Source organism: Endozoicomonas montiporae CL-33 (genome assembly GCF_001583435.1).
In the GTDB taxonomy this organism is placed as follows: domain Bacteria; phylum Pseudomonadota; class Gammaproteobacteria; order Pseudomonadales; family Endozoicomonadaceae; genus Endozoicomonas_A; species Endozoicomonas_A montiporae.
In genome coordinates this window covers 405,313-422,858 of record NZ_CP013251.1, presented here as the reverse complement: position 1 = coordinate 422,858, position 17,546 = coordinate 405,313, and the positions used below count along the sequence as shown (strand labels likewise).

Below are 17,546 nucleotides of genomic sequence, written 5' to 3'. Positions count from 1 at the left end.
GTTCGACTTCCATTTCAGGATCATTGTCGAGGTTTACCATGCATCAACTCTCAACCTGCTTTTACCAATTAGCCTCCTTATCTATCGCTATCGCTATTGCTATTGCTATTGCTATTGCTATTACCTCAACATCACAGTGTCTGGCAGCAGGCTATGGCATTAATGAAAACTCGGCCAGTTATATGGCAACAGGCTTTGCGGGACGTGCCTCAAACCCCGTTGATGCGTCTATTGCTGCAAACAACCCGGCAGGCATCAGTTTCATACCTGCTTATATATTCTCTGCCGGTTCAGCTGTGATCCTCAAGGGTGGCGAATTTGAAGGACAGTTTACTCGCCCCCCAAGATTTGGCGGACTGGTCAGTGGCGAAACCATTTCTGGCAAAACCACAGACTTTCAACAAACAAAGCTGGTTCCCTTTGGGCATTTTTCCATGCCTGTTAATGAGAAAATTGCCTTTGGTTTAAGTGCCTATGGACCTTATGGCGTCGAACTGGACTACAAAAGCAACTGGCCCGGTAAATATTTTGCCGATAAAACCAGTGTCAAAGTGATCAATCTGCAAGGCACGTTGTCGTTTAAACTGCACAACAACGTTGCCATCGGTTTTGGTTTGATCGGCTCCCACGTCAAAGGCAAGCTGACACAAAGTGCCGGAGTTCCGGACTTTTTACCTTTGGATGCCACCATTGAAGGCGATGACAACACTTTTGGCTGGAATGTCGGTGCAATATGGCAGGTGAGTGAGCAAACCATGCTAGGTGTCGTTTACCATTCACAGCTTGATTTTACTCTGGACGGCGACACCAAGGCTCATGGCAAACTGGCAATTCCCGAGAACCCTGTGATTAACGCCAGCGTCAATGACAAAGTAGGCGCAAAACTCGATATCAACATGCCTGAACGCGCTGCCCTGAGCATTACCCACAAACCTGCACCTCGCTGGACTCTGATGGCAGACGCTACCTGGACTCGCTGGAGCCGCTTTGAAGAATTTTATGTGAAAGCCAGAAAGAATATGACCGTTCACCTGTCCGGAGGTTTCCCTAACCTGCCCCCTGAAATCACTACTAATCCATCGTCTTATATTCCCATGAACTGGAAAGACGTATGGGCGTATTCTGCCGGGGCTTCCTATGAGGTCTCACCACGCTGGTTGTTACGCTTCGGTTACATGAGAGACAACTCCCCGGTAAACGACAAAAACCGTACCGCCCGCTCTGCGGATGCAGACCGGAACTGGTTTACCTGCGGCGCAAACTGGCAGGCAACGGAGAGTCTGGGCATTGACCTTTCCTACGCTTACGTTGTGTTGGATAAAGGCAAAATCTCTGAATCAAAATACAAAGGCACGCCACCCCATGCAGTGGATGAAAGCTACGGTAAACTGACCGGCAAGTACAAAAACAGTTCTCACATTGTAGCCGCACAGCTGAACTATCGTTTTTGACTCTTCAAACTGAAAAAGTTTCAGCCTGTGTTACAATACCGGACACATATTGCTCGACATTCCTCCTGCACTCTTCCATAAAAAAATCAGGTTCCAGGAGTTTTTAATGGCTATTCGATCCATTTCCGGTTCTACCCTGATCCTTGCCATACTGGCCGGGTTCCTGACTGGCTGTGCCTCTCATCTTGAAAAAGAAGTACAGCTGGCAGCAAAACAGCCTGATCAGACAGATGTCTGCGGGCAGCTGAATTATGTGTTCGATAACAGCAGCAACGGTTTTCAGGCAATTCGCACGCAGCCTGATTTTCAGAATAAAATCACACTGTGGAAGTCCACCTATCAACCCTTGCAAGCCCATTGTGAAATCTGGCAGTGGGCAAACCGGTACAGTTTTGTCTGCAGCAAAGTGCTGCCTGATGCCCAGTCTGCCCGGGCCATTTATGATGAAACCAATGCCACCATCCAGCAGTGCGTCAAGCCGGAAAACGTTGCCACACGGACGGAAAAGCTGCCCGACAGTAATGGTCAAAAGACGAAAGGTGAAAAAACCGAATATCTGCTGAATGGCCAGGTTCGGGGCTCATCGCAGATGGTCAACACCAAAGGGTTATTCTCGGATGACTGGACAGTGTATGTGCTGATTTCGTCGCCCATTCCGGGCAATAGCAAACCATAGTTCACTATTCCTGTTTATAATGAGCCACTCATCAGGGGAAAGGGCTGGAGTGACATGGCTTTCAAGGTCGCTATCAATGGTTATGGCCGTATCGGGCAGAGTGTTCTGAGGGCGCTCTATGAAAATGGCTACCGCAATAAAATGCAGGTCGTTGCCATTAACGAGTTGTCGGATATAGAAACACTGGTCTACCTGACCCGGTATGACACCACCCATGGCCGTTTTCCGGCCAGAGTAGAGCATTCGGGTGATGAACTGCTTGTGGATGGGGACCGCATAAAGATTGTTAATGCTGACCGTCCGCAGGCCATCGACTGGAAAGCCCATGATATCGATCTGTTGCTGGAGTGCTCCGGGGCATTCAACGATCGCCAGACGGCAGAACTTCACCTTGAAAGTGGCGCACCCAGACTGCTGTTTTCCCAACCCGCCAGACCCGATGTGGATGCCACCATTGTTTTTGGCATCAATGAAGAGTCCATCAAACCCGACAATCGTATTGTGTCCAGTGCCTCCTGTACGACTAACTGTATTGTTCCGGTGTTGAAAACACTGAACGAATCGCTGGGCATTGATTACGGCTCTATAACCACCATTCATTCTGCCATGAATGACCAGCCGGTCATTGATGCTTATCACAAAAGTGATTTGAGACTGACACGCAGCGCCCTGCACTCCATCATTCCGGTGGATACCGGACTGGCAAAAGGTATTGACCGTTTGCTGCCTGAACTGAAGGGTCGCTTTAAAGCCAACTCGGTTCGCGTTCCCACTATTAATGTTTCCTGCATGGATTTATGCGTCCATGTTCAGCGTGACACGACGGAAGAAGAAGTAAACCTGATTCTGGAAAGAGCCTCCTGGGGACGGCTGGAAGGTATTATGGGCATTTCCAATGAACCCCATGCATCTGTGGATTTTAACCACGATGCCCGCTCCTGCGTTATTGACGGTACCCAAACCAAAGTGACCTCCGGAAAACTGCTGAAGCTGCTATGCTGGTTCGACAATGAATGGGGATTTTCAAATCGTATGCTGGACGTTGCCAGTTACTGGCTGGATCGGTCAAAATCCTGATTTGCGTGTTACCGCGGGGTGCTCAGCGAGCAGCTGCGTTGCCTTGCGTTAACCCTTGATAATCACCGTGATCCATGTCAATTTTCCAAACGTATTGACAGCCTTCTACGTACCTACACTCAACAGATTATGGTATCGTCCTCCGCATTTTTAAGGGTTGTGGAAGTTTTACAGGCGTTATCCTGTTACTTCCTGATCCTGTTATTTTATCTGACTCGTCATTGAGAGAGAGACCTCATGAACGTATTGAAAATGACTGACCTGGATCTGGCCGGCAAGCGCGTCCTGATCCGTGAAGACCTGAACGTTCCGGTAAAAGACGGTAAGGTCACCAGCGACGCCCGCATCCTGGCTTCCCTGCCAACCATTAAACTGGCTCTGGAAGCTGGTGCTAAAGTGATGGCGACTTCTCACCTGGGTCGTCCAACCGAAGGCGAATACGACGAGCAGTTCTCTCTGAAGCCGGTTGCTGATTACATTGGCAACCTGCTGGGTAAAGAAGTTCGTCTGATCAAAGACTGGGTTGAAGGTGGCTTCGACGTTGCCGAAGGCGAACTGGTTATTCTGGAAAACGTTCGCTTCAACAAAGGCGAGAAGAAAGACGACGAAGCACTGTCCAAGAAAATGGCTGCCCTGTGCGACGTTTACGTAATGGACGCGTTCGGTACTGCTCACCGCGCCCAGGCTTCCACTCACGGTGTTGGCAAGTTTGCTGACGTTGCCTGTGCAGGTCCTTTGCTGGCTGGCGAACTGGACGCACTGGGCAAAGCACTGGGCAACCCTGAGCGCCCAATGTGTGCCATCGTTGGTGGTTCCAAGGTGTCTACCAAGCTGACCGTTCTGGAATCTCTGTCTGACATCTGCGATCAGCTGATCGTGGGTGGCGGCATCGCAAACACCTTCCTGGCCGCTGCTGGCCACAACGTTGGTAAGTCCCTGTACGAAGCAGATCTGATCCCTAACGCCAAAGCGCTGATGGAAAAGGTTGACGTACCAATGCCTGTAGACGTGATCTGCGGCAAGAAGTTCGACGAAAACGAGCCTGCGGTTGTTAAACTGGTTTCCGAAGTAGAAGACGACGACATGATCTTCGACGTAGGTCCGGAAACCCAGAAGCTGTTCAACGAAGTGCTGAAGTCCTCCAAAACCATCCTGTGGAACGGCCCGGTAGGCGTATTCGAATTTGATCAGTTCGGTGAAGGCACCCGTTCCATGTCTCTGGCGATTGCCGAATCTGAAGCATTCTCCATCGCTGGCGGTGGTGACACGCTGGCCGCTATCGACAAGTACGGCATCAAGGACAAAGTATCTTACATCTCTACTGGTGGCGGTGCGTTCCTGGAGTTCGTAGAAGGCAAGAAACTGCCTGCAGTGGCTATGCTGGAAGAAGCTTCCAAGTAAGCATTCCCTCCCGGTGACTGAAACATCAGGCACTTTTTATGTAATGGTTTGAATATAATTTCAAACCATTACATTCGTACAAAATGTTCGATAAACAGTTCAAATTTCACGATAATTATCGAAAAGCATTAAAATATAAAAGAATAAATTTCTGCTGACATAAAATTTTCAAAGATGTTATGCTTACTTTCTGCTATCGAAGTAAGTACACACTTACTTAATGTTTCACCACACTAGCCCCAACACAAAAGAGTCCACATTTCTCACAGGATCTTTATAATGACTTCAAGCTCTGCCCTGAGGCTGGGCCTATACACCTATACATATTCAAAGCATTCAGGGAACGTTAATGTCTAATAAAGAGTGCTTGTTAGAAGAAGGCTGGTACCTGCTCAAGACCAAGGTCCGTCAGGAACTGAGAGCCATGGAAAACCTGAACAACCTGGGTTTTGACACCTACTGCCCGGTGTTCAGACAGAAAAGCAAGGGAACCATTAAGGAAGAAGTTCTGTTCCCGGATTATCTGTTTCTACTGCTGGATCTGGAAAAAGATCTGGAAAAATTCCACACCATACGCTCCTGTCGTGGTGTTCATGAAATGGTGCATTTCAACCGAATCACCCGTCAGCTTGCCAGCTCAGGACGAATGTCCAAAAAAGAAGAAGAAAAGGCGAAATCTGACCTCCTGCCAAAGCCGATTCCCAACGGGGAAGACATTATTGACGAGATCAGAAAAATCGTCCGGATACTCAACAACAAGGCCGACGGCGTCAGCCCGGATGCCTTTGAGCCAGGCGACAAAGTGGTCATGAATCATCCACTGTTCAAGCATCTGGAAATGACGTTTGAAAAAAGCATGGGTGCTTATCGTGGCCAGATTCTCATCAGCCACATTAAAGAGCAGCGCCTGAGCGATGGCACAACCCAGAAAACCGTTGTAAAAAAACAGCGTATGCAAGTACGTCTGGATGATCTGGAAAAGGCCTGATGGACTTAGACAAGCTGAGACACCTTTTAAGCCATGAGCCGAAACCACTGTTCAGTCAGGAGCAAACCAACGAAGCTCAGAATTTCACTGCTGTTGAGAAGGCATACTTCAGGGACTATGGCATTGATCTGGAAAACCAGCTGGCTGATGTACGACATCGGTTTGGCACGATCAACAGCTGCGGCTACCAGATCGCCTGCCATCTTTACACGCAGCCCGATGCCAAAGGCACCTTCTTCGTCCTGCATGGTTATTACGACCATGCAGGTCTGTTCGGTCACATCCTGACCTTCTTTTTACAGCAAGGTTATAACGTTCTGGCGTATGACCTGCCAGGTCATGGGCTGTCCAGTGGCGAGCCAGCCACTATTGAAGACTTTTCGGTTTACACCGGAATTCTGACAGACATTTTTCAGGCAAGCTCAGGCCAACTGCCCAAACCCTGGCATGGTTATGGACAAAGTACCGGCTGCGCTATTCTAACGGACTACCTGTTGTTTCAGAATAATCCGGAACTGGATCAAGTTATTTTCTCGGCACCACTGGTAAGACCATGGATGTGGCCTCTCAGCCGCATTCAACTCTATCTGGCCAGACCCTTTATTAAACAGTTGCCACGCACGTTTACGGACAATTCCCGAGACCCTGACTTCCTGAAAAAGGCACACAATGATCCACTGGCTCCAAAAGTGTTACCGACCCAATGGGTCTCTGCCATGGATCGCTGGATACGGAAAATTGAACGTCATCGCAAGAAAAGCCCTTTAAGGCCGCTGATTATCCAGGGCACCTGCGACCGGACAGTGGATGCAAAACACAACATCGCCAGACTGAAGCAACTATTCACTGATCCGGAAGTTCTCATGCTGAAAGATGCACGACACCATCTTCCTAATGAGCTGAAAGAAACAAGAAAAGAATATATGGATTGGCTATCGTCGTATATATAAACGACTTTAGTCGTTAAACAGACTCCGTTAGAAAAACGGAGCCTGTTTAAAATCACCTGTCAGCCAACTTGCCGACAACAACACTCAGCACGCAGACAGCAAATGCCAGAATGTAGATACCAAAAATAATGGTCATCCAGTTGGCCATATTCAGACTCAAAAAAGTCCAGCTGTCTTCACCACACATCCCGGTCGGGAAAAACATGGCAGGCCACCATTCGTGTAAAGGCAGCCCGAAAGGAAACACCGGAAACGCATTGCACGCACTGAAGAACGGGTTAAAGTCTGCATAATTCTTGATTTGCTGCAAAGCATATTGCAAACCATAAACGGCACCGCTTATCCACAGAAGATACCCTGCTCCTCTGACGCCCTTATTACGGGGAGCAACCAGCATAATCCCTGCTGCAAGCCCGAGCACCAGAACCGCAAAGCGCTGATAAACACACATTTCACAGGGATACAGATCCATCCCGTACTGGAAATAGAATGCACAAATTTCCAGAAAGACAGCGGTGCCGAGCATGATGCCCCAGGTCAGCCGGTGATTCTGCCATTCCCGGACAGCAGCCAGTGGCTGAGTCCGGAAATCATTCCATACCTTTCTCAGGGAGCCTTTTTCAGCATTATCCTGAAAGTCAGCATTCGCCATGGTTCTAACCTTACGTCTCTTTCCAGCAGCTCTTACTTTTCAAGCAAATAGTCAATCAGACTGTAGAACTCGTCAAACGATTTGATGCTGCTGAGATTAATAATGTACTTATTATTAACGATAAAGCTTGGCACACTGCGCACACTGCTCTCCAGTTGCGACCAGCGCTTCATCCGTTTCCGAACCACTGGATCATTCACACCGAATGTCCACTCTCGCTTACTCAGACCGGCTTCAGCCAGCACTTTGAAGAAGTCTTCATCCTTCTTCCAGTCTCCAATACGATCTTCCTGAAGGGCTTTAAAAATCGCCTTTTTCACAGGTGTGTACTTCTCTGTACCCTTGGTAATCGCCAGAGCCTGACTGATTTTGTCGGCGTAGTTCCCCATAAAAGCAACATGAGACTGGTTAAAAGGAATATCCTTCAACTCCAGACGCTTTTGCAGATCACCCACAACACCCTGATCCCACTGATAGCAAGCAGGGCAATACACCGAAAAGGCTTCACGCACTTCAGGTGTTTCTGACTTCTTAAAGTCCGGCAGCACATTGTAATGTGTGCCCTGAGAAAATGACGCCGCCATCACCGACAGAGGCATGGCTAACGTCAAGCAAACGGCAGAGAGTATTTTTTTCACGAATATCGCCTTATTATCATGAGCTATAAATTGATCGTTACGATTTTCTTATGATTGCCTCTGTACGTTTTTTGACCCAGATCAAACGATAAAGGATTGTTTATGAAGTATATCGGCGCCCATGTCAGCGCTGCAGGGGGGGTTGAGAATGCCCCGGTCAACGCCCACAAGCTTGGGGCTACTGCGTTTGCTCTCTTCACAAAAAACCAGCGACAGTGGAAAGCCAAACCACTGACCGATCAAAACATTGAGCTGTTCAAACAACGGTGTGAGGAATACGGGTACAAACCTGAGCAGATCCTTCCGCACGATAGTTATCTTATAAACCTTGGTCATCCTGAACAAGAAGGTTTGCAAAAATCCAGAGAAGCTTTCATTGACGAAATACAGCGCTGTACCCAGCTGGGGCTGGATCGGCTGAATTTTCACCCGGGCAGTCATTTACGAAAAATTGAGATTTCTGCCTGCCTGAGCCGCATCGCCGAATCCATTAATCTGGCTCTTGATCAGACCGAAGGCGTTATAGCCGTTATAGAAAATACGGCAGGGCAGGGCAGCAACCTTGGCTGGCGCTTTGAAGAACTGGCGGACATCATTAATCAGGTAGAAGACAAAAGCCGTATTGGTGTTTGTCTGGATACCTGCCACACCTTTTCAGCCGGGTATGACCTCCGCACACCCGAAGCCTGCGAAGCAACCTTTGCCGAATTCGACAAAATTGTCGGGTTTAAGTACCTGAAAGGCATGCACCTGAATGACTCTAAAACCGAACTGAATTCGCGCAAAGACCGTCATCACAGTTTAGGGCAGGGTGAAATTGGCTGGGATGTTTTCCGTTATATCATGCAGGATTCCCGCTTCGACCGTGTGCCTATGGTGCTGGAAACCATTGATGACAGCATCTGGGCGGATGAGATTGAAGCTCTGAAGATGATGGCTTACTGATTCAAATAACAGGCTGCAGCCATATGGCTGCACTTGATCAATTTAGAACTTAGGAATCGTCTAAAAATAACTTCCCGATTTGCTGCAATCATCAGCCAGTAATGGCTTGAGGTAAGCGATAGTGAAATACGGAACTTATTTTCAGACAAATCCTTAGCCCGAATATTTCATAAAAGGAGGCAAGTTCCGCCCAATCACTTGATATAATTGGGTCGACCAAAAGAAAGCTTCGGAAGAAGCAAACCGGAACTTGCCATGCCCAAATCTACACAAGAACAGCTTCGTTTTCATCCCTCAAATGGAAAAACCATCCGGGCAGACTTCAATGGTGGGGAGTTATCTTCTGACTTTGGCACTCTGCTGCTACGGGAAACCATTCTGCAGAGCGGTCTTATCTGCAAAATGACTGATGCCATCAATGACAGACGCCATCAATCCTATATCGACCACTCCCTGAAAGAACTTCTGGTTCAGCGGGTTCTGCAAATGGCCTGCGGCTATGAAGATGCCAACGACAGTAACCGTTTGCGTAAAGACCCTATGTTCAAACTGGCCACTGGTCGCAATCCGTTGGACAGCGATAACCATCTCGCATCAGCGCCCACTTTTACCCGGCTGGGACAATCTATGACCCGCTCCGACATTTACAGGATGGCTGAAGCATTTGTGCATCACTTTATCAGCAGTTACAAGCTGCCACCTCCGGTGATCGTTATCGATCTTGATCATACACCGGCCATTACTCATGGTGGCCAGCAGATGAACCTGTTTAATGCCAAATATCAGGACTACTGCTACTTGCCCCTGATGATTTTTGAGGGACTCAGCGGCAAGCTGATTACGGCGATTCTTCGTCCGGGGAAAACCCCAACGGGCAAGGAAAATGCAGCCATTCTCGAACGGGTCATTCGGCTGCTTCGGAAAAAGTGGCCGAAAACCCATCTACTGGTTCGGGGAGACAGCCACTTCGCTCAACCAGAGTTAATGTGGGTGGTTCAGAATGCCCCTCATTCGGATTATGTCCTGGGCAAAGGTGCAGGCCACAAAACGGCTTTGCGGCCAAAAGCCAAAGAGTTGTTGGATGAAGCGCGTCAAGCTCTGAAGGTCAAGACTGAGCTGGCAAGACTGAACAACATGCCAGAACCTGATCGGCTCAGACTTTACGGGGAAGCAGAATACCAGGCCAAGAGCTGGAAAGGTCTCGATACCCGGATAATTTACAAGGCGGAGGTCAACCAAAAAGGCGACAACCCTCGTTTCATTGTGACGTCGATGAAGGAAGCTTCTCCAGAGGTAATTTATGAAGAGCTTTACTGTCCAAGAGGACAGGATGAGAACTTCATCAAACATCTGAAAAGTGATCTGTCCGGCGACAGATTGTCCGATCAGGGCTTTTTGGCTAACCATTTGAGAATGTTTTATGCCTGTGCCGCTTATGTTTTGCACTATGAGTTAAGAACCAAGACTTTGAAAGGTACGGAGCTGGAAAAAGCGCAGCCATCAACGGTGATCATGAAGCTCTGTAAAGTTGCAGTCAAAGTGGTTGAATATAAAGACCGAATTAAACTTCATCTGCCGCGTAGCTGCCCATTCAAGAGGCTTTTGCAGCATGTGACAGAAGTCTTTTACCAGATGCCGATACTTCGACCGGGGTAGCAACTTTCATAAGACTCAATCAAGGTACATAGCAACCAGATGAAAGAGCCTTGGGGCTTTCCGTTATCCTGAAATAGCAGGATTCGTTGATTAGCGTCTAATCTGTAAGCAAGTATGGGCTGCAATGTCTTTCACATGGTTAACAGAGCAGCAGGCTTGCGGAAAAGTCCAAAATTAAGAGGATGGGATGGTAGTTGCTGCTTGTTTATGAAATATCCGGGTTAGGAACTGTCCCGAAATAAATTCTGGATTTGGTAGTGGGCCAGAACTGTTATATCGCGTGAATATTGACCCCAAACTCAACTTTATTAATCAATAATCCAATAACAATATCGTGCATCTTTTCGAGCTTTGAAAAACAAATTGTCTTTCTGGCCAACCGTTTAATCCAAGTCCGAAAATTAAGGTTTTTACGCTCTATCTTCTGAGTGTTTGCTTTACCAATAATATGCATGTTTTCATCAAGGTGTCGCTCATAGGCTCCCCAATCATCGGTGTAAAATTTATTAATACCAAATGGCTTCAGAAGTGTTTTGAGTTCTTTAAAAACTTCATCTTTCCGTTTTCCGAAAACATAAGCAAGCACGGTATTTGTAGCGTGATCAACAGCATACCAAAGCCAGCGTTGGTTCGATTTATCATGAACATACGACCACTGCTCATCTAGCTCAGCCTCTTGGCAGACAAGCCCTACATGAATAATTGCATCTGACTTGAGATCAATAGTTTGAATATTTGGGTTGACCTTTACCAGACCGCTTTCTTTTTTTTTAGAGTCTTTATTACTGTTGTCTTGCTTATTCCGAGTACTTTACTTGTATCCCTGATTCCGCTGCCATTTATTGCCATATCGATGATTTTTTCTTTAACGCCAGGCTCACAGGCCTTGTAGCGATATTCAAGCATGAAGGTTTTGATTTCACATTTGTCATTACAGCAATAGTATCGTGGAACATCATGAGTGCTGTATCCGAAAGGCCGAACTTGGTTACTGCCACATGTTGTACAGAGGACTTGCGTAAGGCACATTTTTAAACCGCATTTTTCAAAGTTGCCGAATGTCGTATTTTAGCAGACAGGGCTAGAATCACAGAACTGTGCCACTACCCTGGATTTCATATTTGACTCAATAGCCCATGCAGGGCAGTCGTTCCAGCAAATCGGGAAGTCATTTCGGGACAAATCCTTAGCAGATGGCAGCTGATAAAACCGAACTGGGTGTAACTCCATTTTCAAACGCTATTCTGTGCACCAGCTTCAACTGCTCTTTTGTCAACAGAGCCAGACGTTCGGAGCTTTCAGTAGCGTAATGCCAGTTACAATTATTGAGATCCCTCCAACGGAGCTCATGGCAAGCAGTCCTGAGGTTTTGCCGTGCAACACCCGACGTAATTTCTTTGAGAACTCGACGACTGTTCGCGTCGATCATAGACAACATGCTGGCCTGTTTTCTTTTTGTTAACCACATACATCCCCCTGCAGGCTATATAAAATGCCTGAGATAATTGTTTTATTGTATTTGGACTCTCTTTTTAATGTGCTACGGAGTATATACAAGTCACAGCAGACATAGAAGACAGTCATTGGCCTTGCACGTTGGTAAACGTTTACAGACTCTTATCATGTATTTATAAAGCATCAATCCACTGGAATCGATCCGGCACTTTAATGAAAGTGCCTGCCAAAGCAGCAAGCACTCCGTATTTTTATTACGCAACGTTCTGAATCAGGGTAGAAATACCTTGATCTGAAAATGCCTGATTCCGAGCCATTTCAGTAATCTGTTCCCGAGAATACTGCTCACCGTCGTACACGACAACAATGCTGGTGTCGCCAGATTGCAGGAAGTTGGTTTCGCCGTATTCAGTGTAACGAGTGGCACCAATACTGATCAGAGCCTGTTGTGGATAACCTGCGTTGGCCAGATAGGCAGAAATATCCTCGGCCGGTCCTACATTTTTCTGGTTATTCATGCGGTCAATAATCCAGTTCAGCAGCTTCTCGTGGAAGTAGCTGTAGCCCACCACCGGGCTGTCTTCACCATAACAGGCAACCTGGTCGCCGCGTTTATGAAAGCTGGCAATACGAAAACGATCGAGCACACCGCCTTGCTGCAGATGATCCAGCTCGATCATGTTTCCGGAAACGCCTTTGGTCTGCTGACCCCAGTTTTTCTTTTCACTGATTTTTTTGGCATTGGGTTTACGAATCGAGCAGTCGTTATAAGCAGCGAACTTTACCGGAGTCAGTGCCGTTACCTTGCCATTGTCGTACTGGATATCACACAGCAGGGCAACTTCAGGCTCAATCTGCAGGTTGTCTGCATCGTTTGGCGGAACAATCGTGTTGTTGCACAACGGATAAGTCGCCAGGAAGCCTGCTTCCTCTGATGGTACATAGAAAGGAAAAATTGCTTTAGGCGCAATGGCTTCTTCAGTTTTCACCGCGACAAAGTCTGCGGCTTCGCCTGCCTGCTCCAGATGACCGGCAAAATTACCGGCAACGCCCAGCCCGATTACGTGTTTGAACGGCATAATCAATTAATCACTTTTGATCTTAATTTGTTGGAAACGGGATTTTACAGGCACAGAGGAAAGACTTCGAGTTCGGGGAGGTCTGAATGTAGGCCAGCATCCTTTCCAGCCCGATATTCATAAAGAGTTCTTTTTTGCGTCTATTCAGAAAAAAGTGCCAGCAGGCTCCTGGCAGAGCTTAGAAACGGCAATAACCTCTGTTAGTCCAGGCAGGCAGCAAGGTTGTGGAGATAACAGCAGACAGAATACCAACACCAAGATAAGGGATAGAAGAAAAATAAGAAGCAGCGCCCGAACTGTTAACCAGATTGCATTTGTTAGAGTGATTTGCCGGATAATAACCATGATCTGCAATATAGGATTGGGTGCCGGATGATAGCATAAACTCTGTAAAGGCTTTAGCTGCCGGTTTGTTAGTGGAATTTTTGAGTATCACCATCTGCTGCTTAAGATGCCGAAATTCAGTGTCTTCTAACAGGGATACCTGATCTTTTTCGGGGTAAGGGTGCTTTACGTCATGTATATCCTTAGAGTGATCATCTTCTCCATGAAACACTAATGAGGCTGGGAGCAAGGCAAATACTTCTGTTTTATTTTTGCTATTCAACCAAACATCATGAGAGCTGTCTTCAATCTGGAGTCTTTCCGTTGCATTAAGGGAATAGTAAACCCCCGCAGCTTTAAGCAATGCCTCCACTCTCTCGCCATAGGGAGAACCCTGAGAATTCGGGATATAGATGTCCGGATCTTTATTCTCAATGATAAAATCACCCAACTCTTTCACCGATATAGTCTCTTCCCCATGACCATGACCATGATCTTCGTGCTGTTCTTCCAGCTTGTGTAAAAATGCAATCCGACCAAACGCGAAGGTTTTCAGTGAACCTGGCTCTATTCTATCAAGTCGCTCCAGCGTAGCCGGGTGGTTTCCATCTGCGCTGAGAAACACGTCAATCGCTTTGCCCTTCACAATATGGTCGAACAAGTCACCACTTGCACCTTTCTCAAGCGTAATGTCAACCTCCGGATGTTGCTTATTAAACATTTTTTTCAATTCAACAGCCGTCGGGTAAAAGTTGGATGCAACCGCAATTGTCAACTTTCCCGGGTTCAGCGAACTCGAAAAAACAAGTGGACTAAGAAACATCAGGGCAAGAGCAAAAAACGTTGGGCATGAGGCTTTTTTAAAGTTGCATTGTCGTGTTTTAGACTGCAGAGATTCCAGATACTTTTTGAAATCCCATTCCAGATAGTTGAATAAAATCGACATTAACGTATTCATAACAGTTATATGCTCATCGATAGATTGAGCGAAGCAGTATAGTCGACATCCAATAATGTGTTTTTTTAATCGCGAAGCCTTGAGTCTAATTCCCCGCAGCTTGCTTCGGGGTAGTTCATTTCTGTAAAACAGGAGCAGGTGGATTTCTACTCCTGTGAAGTCCAATGATTTCAGAACTGTTTCAAAATGCCCTGCACACTGTCATTGGCATCGCCAAACAACATACTGGTATTTTCCTTGAAGAACAGCGGATTCTGAACACCGGCATAACCGGTGGCCATGGAACGTTTGAACACTATCACCTGACCGGATTCCCATACGCGCAACACCGGCATTCCGGCAATCGGACTACCAGGGTCTTCCATCGCAGCCGGGTTTACGGTGTCGTTTGCACCAATGACCAGAACCACGTCGGTATCGGTGAAGTCGTCGTTAAGTTCATCCATTTCTTCGACGATATCGTAGGGCACCTTGGCTTCTGCCAGAAGAACATTCATATGACCCGGCAAACGCCCTGCCACCGGATGAATACCAAAACGAACCTGAATGTTCTGGGCACGTAGCTTGGTCACCAGCTCACGCAACGGGTGCTGCGCCTGAGCCACCGCCATACCGTAACCGGGCGTAATAATGACACTGGAAGCATTCTTCAGCATCTCTGCCACGTCTTCCACATGCACTTCTGTATGCTCTCCCTGTTCACCGCCTTCAGCCATCGCGCCTTCTTCAGCGCCAAAACCACCCAGAATCACAGAGACAAATGAGCGATTCATGGCAGCACACATCAGGTAAGACAGAATGGCACCGGAAGATCCTACCATGGCACCGGTAATGATCAGCAGGTTGTTACCCAGCATGAAACCGGTAGCGGCAGCAGCAATACCCGAATAGGCATTCAGCATGGACACCACCACAGGCATATCGGCACCACCGATGCCCATCACCAGAGTGATACCAAAACCAAACGCGAAGGCTGTCATCAGCAACAGAGCCAGCAGACTGTTCTGCTGCACATACACCACAGCCATCAGTACCGCAAAACCAATAATGGCAAGGTTGCTCCAGTGCCCACCAGGCAAAGACGCCGGACGACTGGAGATTTTGCCATGCAGCTTCAGGCAGGCTACCACTGAACCACTGAAGGTAATCGCACCGATAATGACTCCAAATGCTATTTGAATGTCGTGTACCAGCGCTTCAGAAGACGGCAACAGACTTGCAACAACCGGCTCATTCATACCTTCAATAGCACTGGAAAAACCAATCAGCACCGCAGCCAGACCACCAAACCCGTTCAGGATGGCTACCAGCTGAGGCATTTCGGTCATTTCCACTTTTTTCGCCAGGTACAAACCAATACCCGCGCCAGCAATCATCAACACAGTGACCAGAGTAATACCGGTGACATGCGCATGGGCAAGAGTCGCCAATACTGCAACAGCCATACCGACCATACCGTAAAGGCTGCCATTTCTGGCACTTTCCTGACGACTGAGACCGGCAAGGCTCATCACAAACAGCAGGGCTGCTACCAGATAAGCAGATACAAGTAATCCTTCAGACATTTCCACTCACTCCTTACTGGTCCCTGATGAACATTTTCAGCATGCGCTGGGTCACGGCAAAACCACCAACGATATTGATCATGGCGACCACCAGCGCAATACCCGACAGTGCCAGTACAATAGGACTGTCACTGCCCATCTGTACCAGCGCCCCCACAACAATAATGCCGCTGATGGCATTGGTCACACTCATCAGAGGAGTGTGCAGTGCTGAAGTCACATTCCAGATCACGTAATAGCCGACAATGGACGACAGAACAAACACGGTAAAGTGCTCAAGAAAACTGGCTGGTGCAGAGTTTGCGAACCAGGCAAACAGGGCTGCACCCGCTGCCAACAGAGCAGGTTTCAGCCATGGACGGCTGTTTTTTTCTTCTTTAACGTCGGGCGTTGCAACAGGCTCGGGTTTGGCGGCAGGTGCTGCACTGACCTTCACGGGGGGCGGAGGCCAGGTAATATTCCCTTCCTTGATAACGGTCAGACCTCTCACCACCTCATCATCGAAATCGATAACCAGATTGCCATCTTTTTCCGGTGTCATCAGCTTCAGCATGTTAACAAGGTTAGTGCCGTAAAGCTGGGAAGACTGGGTGGGCAAACGGCTGGGCATGTCGGTAAAGCCAATCACCGTCACCCCGTGTTTAACAACCGCCCGGTCTTTTTCAGTGCATTCACAGTTGCCACCGGTTTGTGCCGCAAGGTCAACAACCACACTGCCCGGCTTCATGGCTTTAACCATGTCTTCGGTGATCAGTTTGGGGGCAGGGCGGCCGGGAATCAGAGCCGTCGTGATAATGATATCAACGTCTTTGGCCTGCTCCATAAACAGTGCCATTTCAGCATCAATAAATGCCTGACTCATTTCCTTGGCATAACCGTCAGAAGAATCCTGTTCTTCTTCCTCGCTCAATAAAAGGTCAAGCTCAAGGAATTCCGCCCCCATGCTTTCAACCTGCTCCTTCACTTCGGGGCGGGTGTCGAATGCACGAACAATGGCACCCATACTGCCAGCAGCGCCCAGTGCAGCCAGACCAGCAACACCGGCACCAATCACCAACACTTTCGCAGGTGGAATTTTACCGGCTGCCGTAATCTGACCATTAAAGAAACGGCCAAAATGATGGGAAGCTTCTACCACCGCCCGATAGCCACCGATATTGGCCATGGAGCTAAGGGCATCAAGGGATTGGGAGCGCGACAGACGAGGTACGCTGTCCAGAGCCAGCACATTAATAGTGCGCTGACCGAGCTTATTCATGAGGGGTTCGTTCTGGCCGGGCCAGATAAAGCTGGCAAGAGTAGCGCCATCTTTGAGCAGGGCAATCTCATCATCCGTCGGTGCATTGACCTTCATAACGATATCGGAAGCCCAAACCGAGCTGCGCTCGGCAATGTCAGCGCCAGCTTCTGTAAAAGCTGCATCGTCAAAGCTGGCTTTTTCACCAGCTCCGGCTTCAATGACGATGTCGTAACCGAGCTTGATTAACTTCTTGACGGTGTCGGGAGTCGCCGCCACTCGGTTTTCATTTTCCTGAATCTCTTCAGGGATCCCTATTCGCATATCGGTCACCTGGTTATTATCAAAGACATGATCAGGGAGTGTGATCGAATGAGCAGTACGCTGTCCGAGAATACAGTCTATTCTCGGGCAGCCTCCTACTGTCGTTTATATCGCAACTGGAAAGCAGGCGTCAGCCAACATAGCAGCTCTCAGTATGCGCCTGGTGTACT

15 protein-coding genes are annotated in these 17,546 nt (G+C 48.0%); 8 read left to right on the top strand and 7 right to left on the bottom strand.

Annotated features, from left to right (window positions below):
• The first annotated feature begins 38 nt into the window (after positions 1-38).
• From EZMO1_RS01870 to EZMO1_RS01845, 6 genes are all read left to right on the top strand, one after another.
• Positions 39-1,451, top strand: coding sequence for an OmpP1/FadL family transporter (locus EZMO1_RS01870; RefSeq protein WP_034879441.1), 1,413 nt, complete (start codon positions 39-41; stop codon positions 1,449-1,451).
• 106 nt (positions 1,452-1,557) lie between these two features.
• Positions 1,558-2,127, top strand: a complete 570-nt coding sequence (locus EZMO1_RS01865) for a hypothetical protein (protein ID WP_034879442.1) — start codon at positions 1,558-1,560, stop codon at positions 2,125-2,127.
• A 54-nt stretch (positions 2,128-2,181) separates the two neighbouring features.
• Complete coding sequence (locus EZMO1_RS01860; RefSeq protein ID WP_034879443.1) at positions 2,182-3,204, top strand: type I glyceraldehyde-3-phosphate dehydrogenase; 1,023 nt, start codon at positions 2,182-2,184, stop codon at positions 3,202-3,204.
• Positions 3,205-3,441: 237 nt separating this feature from the next.
• Complete coding sequence (locus tag EZMO1_RS01855) at positions 3,442-4,605, top strand: phosphoglycerate kinase (protein ID WP_034879444.1); 1,164 nt, start codon at positions 3,442-3,444, stop codon at positions 4,603-4,605.
• A 349-nt stretch (positions 4,606-4,954) separates the two neighbouring features.
• Positions 4,955-5,593, top strand: coding sequence for a transcription termination/antitermination NusG family protein (locus EZMO1_RS01850; RefSeq protein WP_051790694.1), 639 nt, complete (start codon positions 4,955-4,957; stop codon positions 5,591-5,593).
• Entirely contained in the window at positions 5,593-6,543 is a 951-nt protein-coding gene (locus EZMO1_RS01845; protein ID WP_034879445.1) for an alpha/beta hydrolase, read from the top strand. Before EZMO1_RS01850 ends, EZMO1_RS01845 begins: the two co-directional genes overlap by 1 nt.
• A 52-nt stretch (positions 6,544-6,595) precedes the next feature.
• Here the strand turns inward: EZMO1_RS01845 and dsbB are convergent, their stop codons facing one another.
• Positions 6,596-7,195, bottom strand: coding sequence for a disulfide bond formation protein DsbB (gene dsbB, locus EZMO1_RS01840; protein ID WP_051790696.1), 600 nt, complete (start codon positions 7,193-7,195; stop codon positions 6,596-6,598).
• A 32-nt stretch (positions 7,196-7,227) separates the two neighbouring features.
• Entirely contained in the window at positions 7,228-7,833 is a 606-nt protein-coding gene (locus EZMO1_RS01835) for a thiol:disulfide interchange protein DsbA/DsbL (protein WP_145912436.1), read from the bottom strand.
• Positions 7,834-7,935: 102 nt separating this feature from the next.
• Here EZMO1_RS01835 and nfo point away from each other — a divergent pair, with 102 nt between their 5' ends.
• Complete coding sequence (nfo, locus tag EZMO1_RS01830) at positions 7,936-8,778, top strand: deoxyribonuclease IV (RefSeq protein WP_034879447.1); 843 nt, start codon at positions 7,936-7,938, stop codon at positions 8,776-8,778.
• Between the two features lie 255 nt (positions 8,779-9,033).
• Positions 9,034-10,434 carry an IS1380 family transposase gene (locus EZMO1_RS01825; protein ID WP_034873155.1) on the top strand — a complete coding sequence of 467 codons (1,401 nt, stop codon included), beginning with the start codon at positions 9,034-9,036 and terminating at the stop codon, positions 10,432-10,434.
• A gap of 271 nt (positions 10,435-10,705) precedes the next feature.
• On the opposite strand, the gene EZMO1_RS27930 is transcribed toward EZMO1_RS01825, so the two are convergent.
• The 5 genes from EZMO1_RS27930 to EZMO1_RS01790 form a co-directional block, all read right to left on the bottom strand.
• Positions 10,706-11,463 (bottom strand): IS1 family transposase gene (locus EZMO1_RS27930; RefSeq protein ID WP_420809906.1). Its coding sequence is split into 2 segments (ribosomal slippage): positions 10,706-11,196 and positions 11,196-11,463, totalling 759 coding nucleotides; the frame shifts between segments, so codons are not numbered across the junction.
• 680 nt (positions 11,464-12,143) lie between these two features.
• Complete coding sequence (locus EZMO1_RS01805) at positions 12,144-12,968, bottom strand: DUF5718 family protein (protein WP_034879449.1); 825 nt, start codon at positions 12,966-12,968, stop codon at positions 12,144-12,146.
• Between the two features lie 178 nt (positions 12,969-13,146).
• Positions 13,147-14,250: a molybdate ABC transporter substrate-binding protein gene (locus EZMO1_RS01800; protein ID WP_082212361.1), complete on the bottom strand. Its 1,104-nt coding sequence runs from the start codon at positions 14,248-14,250 to the stop codon at positions 13,147-13,149.
• Positions 14,251-14,420: 170 nt separating this feature from the next.
• Entirely contained in the window at positions 14,421-15,815 is a 1,395-nt protein-coding gene (gene pntB, locus EZMO1_RS01795; protein ID WP_034879451.1) for a Re/Si-specific NAD(P)(+) transhydrogenase subunit beta, read from the bottom strand.
• A 13-nt stretch (positions 15,816-15,828) separates the two neighbouring features.
• Positions 15,829-17,376 carry a Re/Si-specific NAD(P)(+) transhydrogenase subunit alpha gene (locus EZMO1_RS01790; protein WP_034879452.1) on the bottom strand — a complete coding sequence of 516 codons (1,548 nt, stop codon included), beginning with the start codon at positions 17,374-17,376 and terminating at the stop codon, positions 15,829-15,831.
• Between the last annotated feature and the right edge of the window lie 170 nt (positions 17,377-17,546).

Bases quoted from the DNA above. Each gene is read 5' to 3' on its own strand.
- EZMO1_RS01860 (WP_034879443.1), top strand. From the start codon at position 2,182: ATGGCTTTCAAGGTCGCTATCAATGGTTATGGCCGTATCGGGCAGAGT.
- EZMO1_RS01805 (WP_034879449.1), bottom strand. From the start codon at position 12,968: ATGCCGTTCAAACACGTAATCGGGCTGGGCGTTGCCGGTAATTTTGCC.
- EZMO1_RS01825 (WP_034873155.1), top strand. From the start codon at position 9,034: ATGCCCAAATCTACACAAGAACAGCTTCGTTTTCATCCCTCAAATGGA.
- EZMO1_RS01790 (WP_034879452.1), bottom strand. From the start codon at position 17,376: ATGCGAATAGGGATCCCTGAAGAGATTCAGGAAAATGAAAACCGAGTG.
- EZMO1_RS01845 (WP_034879445.1), top strand. From the start codon at position 5,593: ATGGACTTAGACAAGCTGAGACACCTTTTAAGCCATGAGCCGAAACCA.
- EZMO1_RS01800 (WP_082212361.1), bottom strand. From the start codon at position 14,250: ATGAATACGTTAATGTCGATTTTATTCAACTATCTGGAATGGGATTTC.
- EZMO1_RS01865 (WP_034879442.1), top strand. From the start codon at position 1,558: ATGGCTATTCGATCCATTTCCGGTTCTACCCTGATCCTTGCCATACTG.
- EZMO1_RS01870 (WP_034879441.1), top strand. From the start codon at position 39: ATGCATCAACTCTCAACCTGCTTTTACCAATTAGCCTCCTTATCTATC.
- pntB (WP_034879451.1), bottom strand. From the start codon at position 15,815: ATGTCTGAAGGATTACTTGTATCTGCTTATCTGGTAGCAGCCCTGCTG.
- EZMO1_RS01850 (WP_051790694.1), top strand. From the start codon at position 4,955: ATGTCTAATAAAGAGTGCTTGTTAGAAGAAGGCTGGTACCTGCTCAAG.
- EZMO1_RS01855 (WP_034879444.1), top strand. From the start codon at position 3,442: ATGAACGTATTGAAAATGACTGACCTGGATCTGGCCGGCAAGCGCGTC.
- dsbB (WP_051790696.1), bottom strand. From the start codon at position 7,195: ATGGCGAATGCTGACTTTCAGGATAATGCTGAAAAAGGCTCCCTGAGA.
- nfo (WP_034879447.1), top strand. From the start codon at position 7,936: ATGAAGTATATCGGCGCCCATGTCAGCGCTGCAGGGGGGGTTGAGAAT.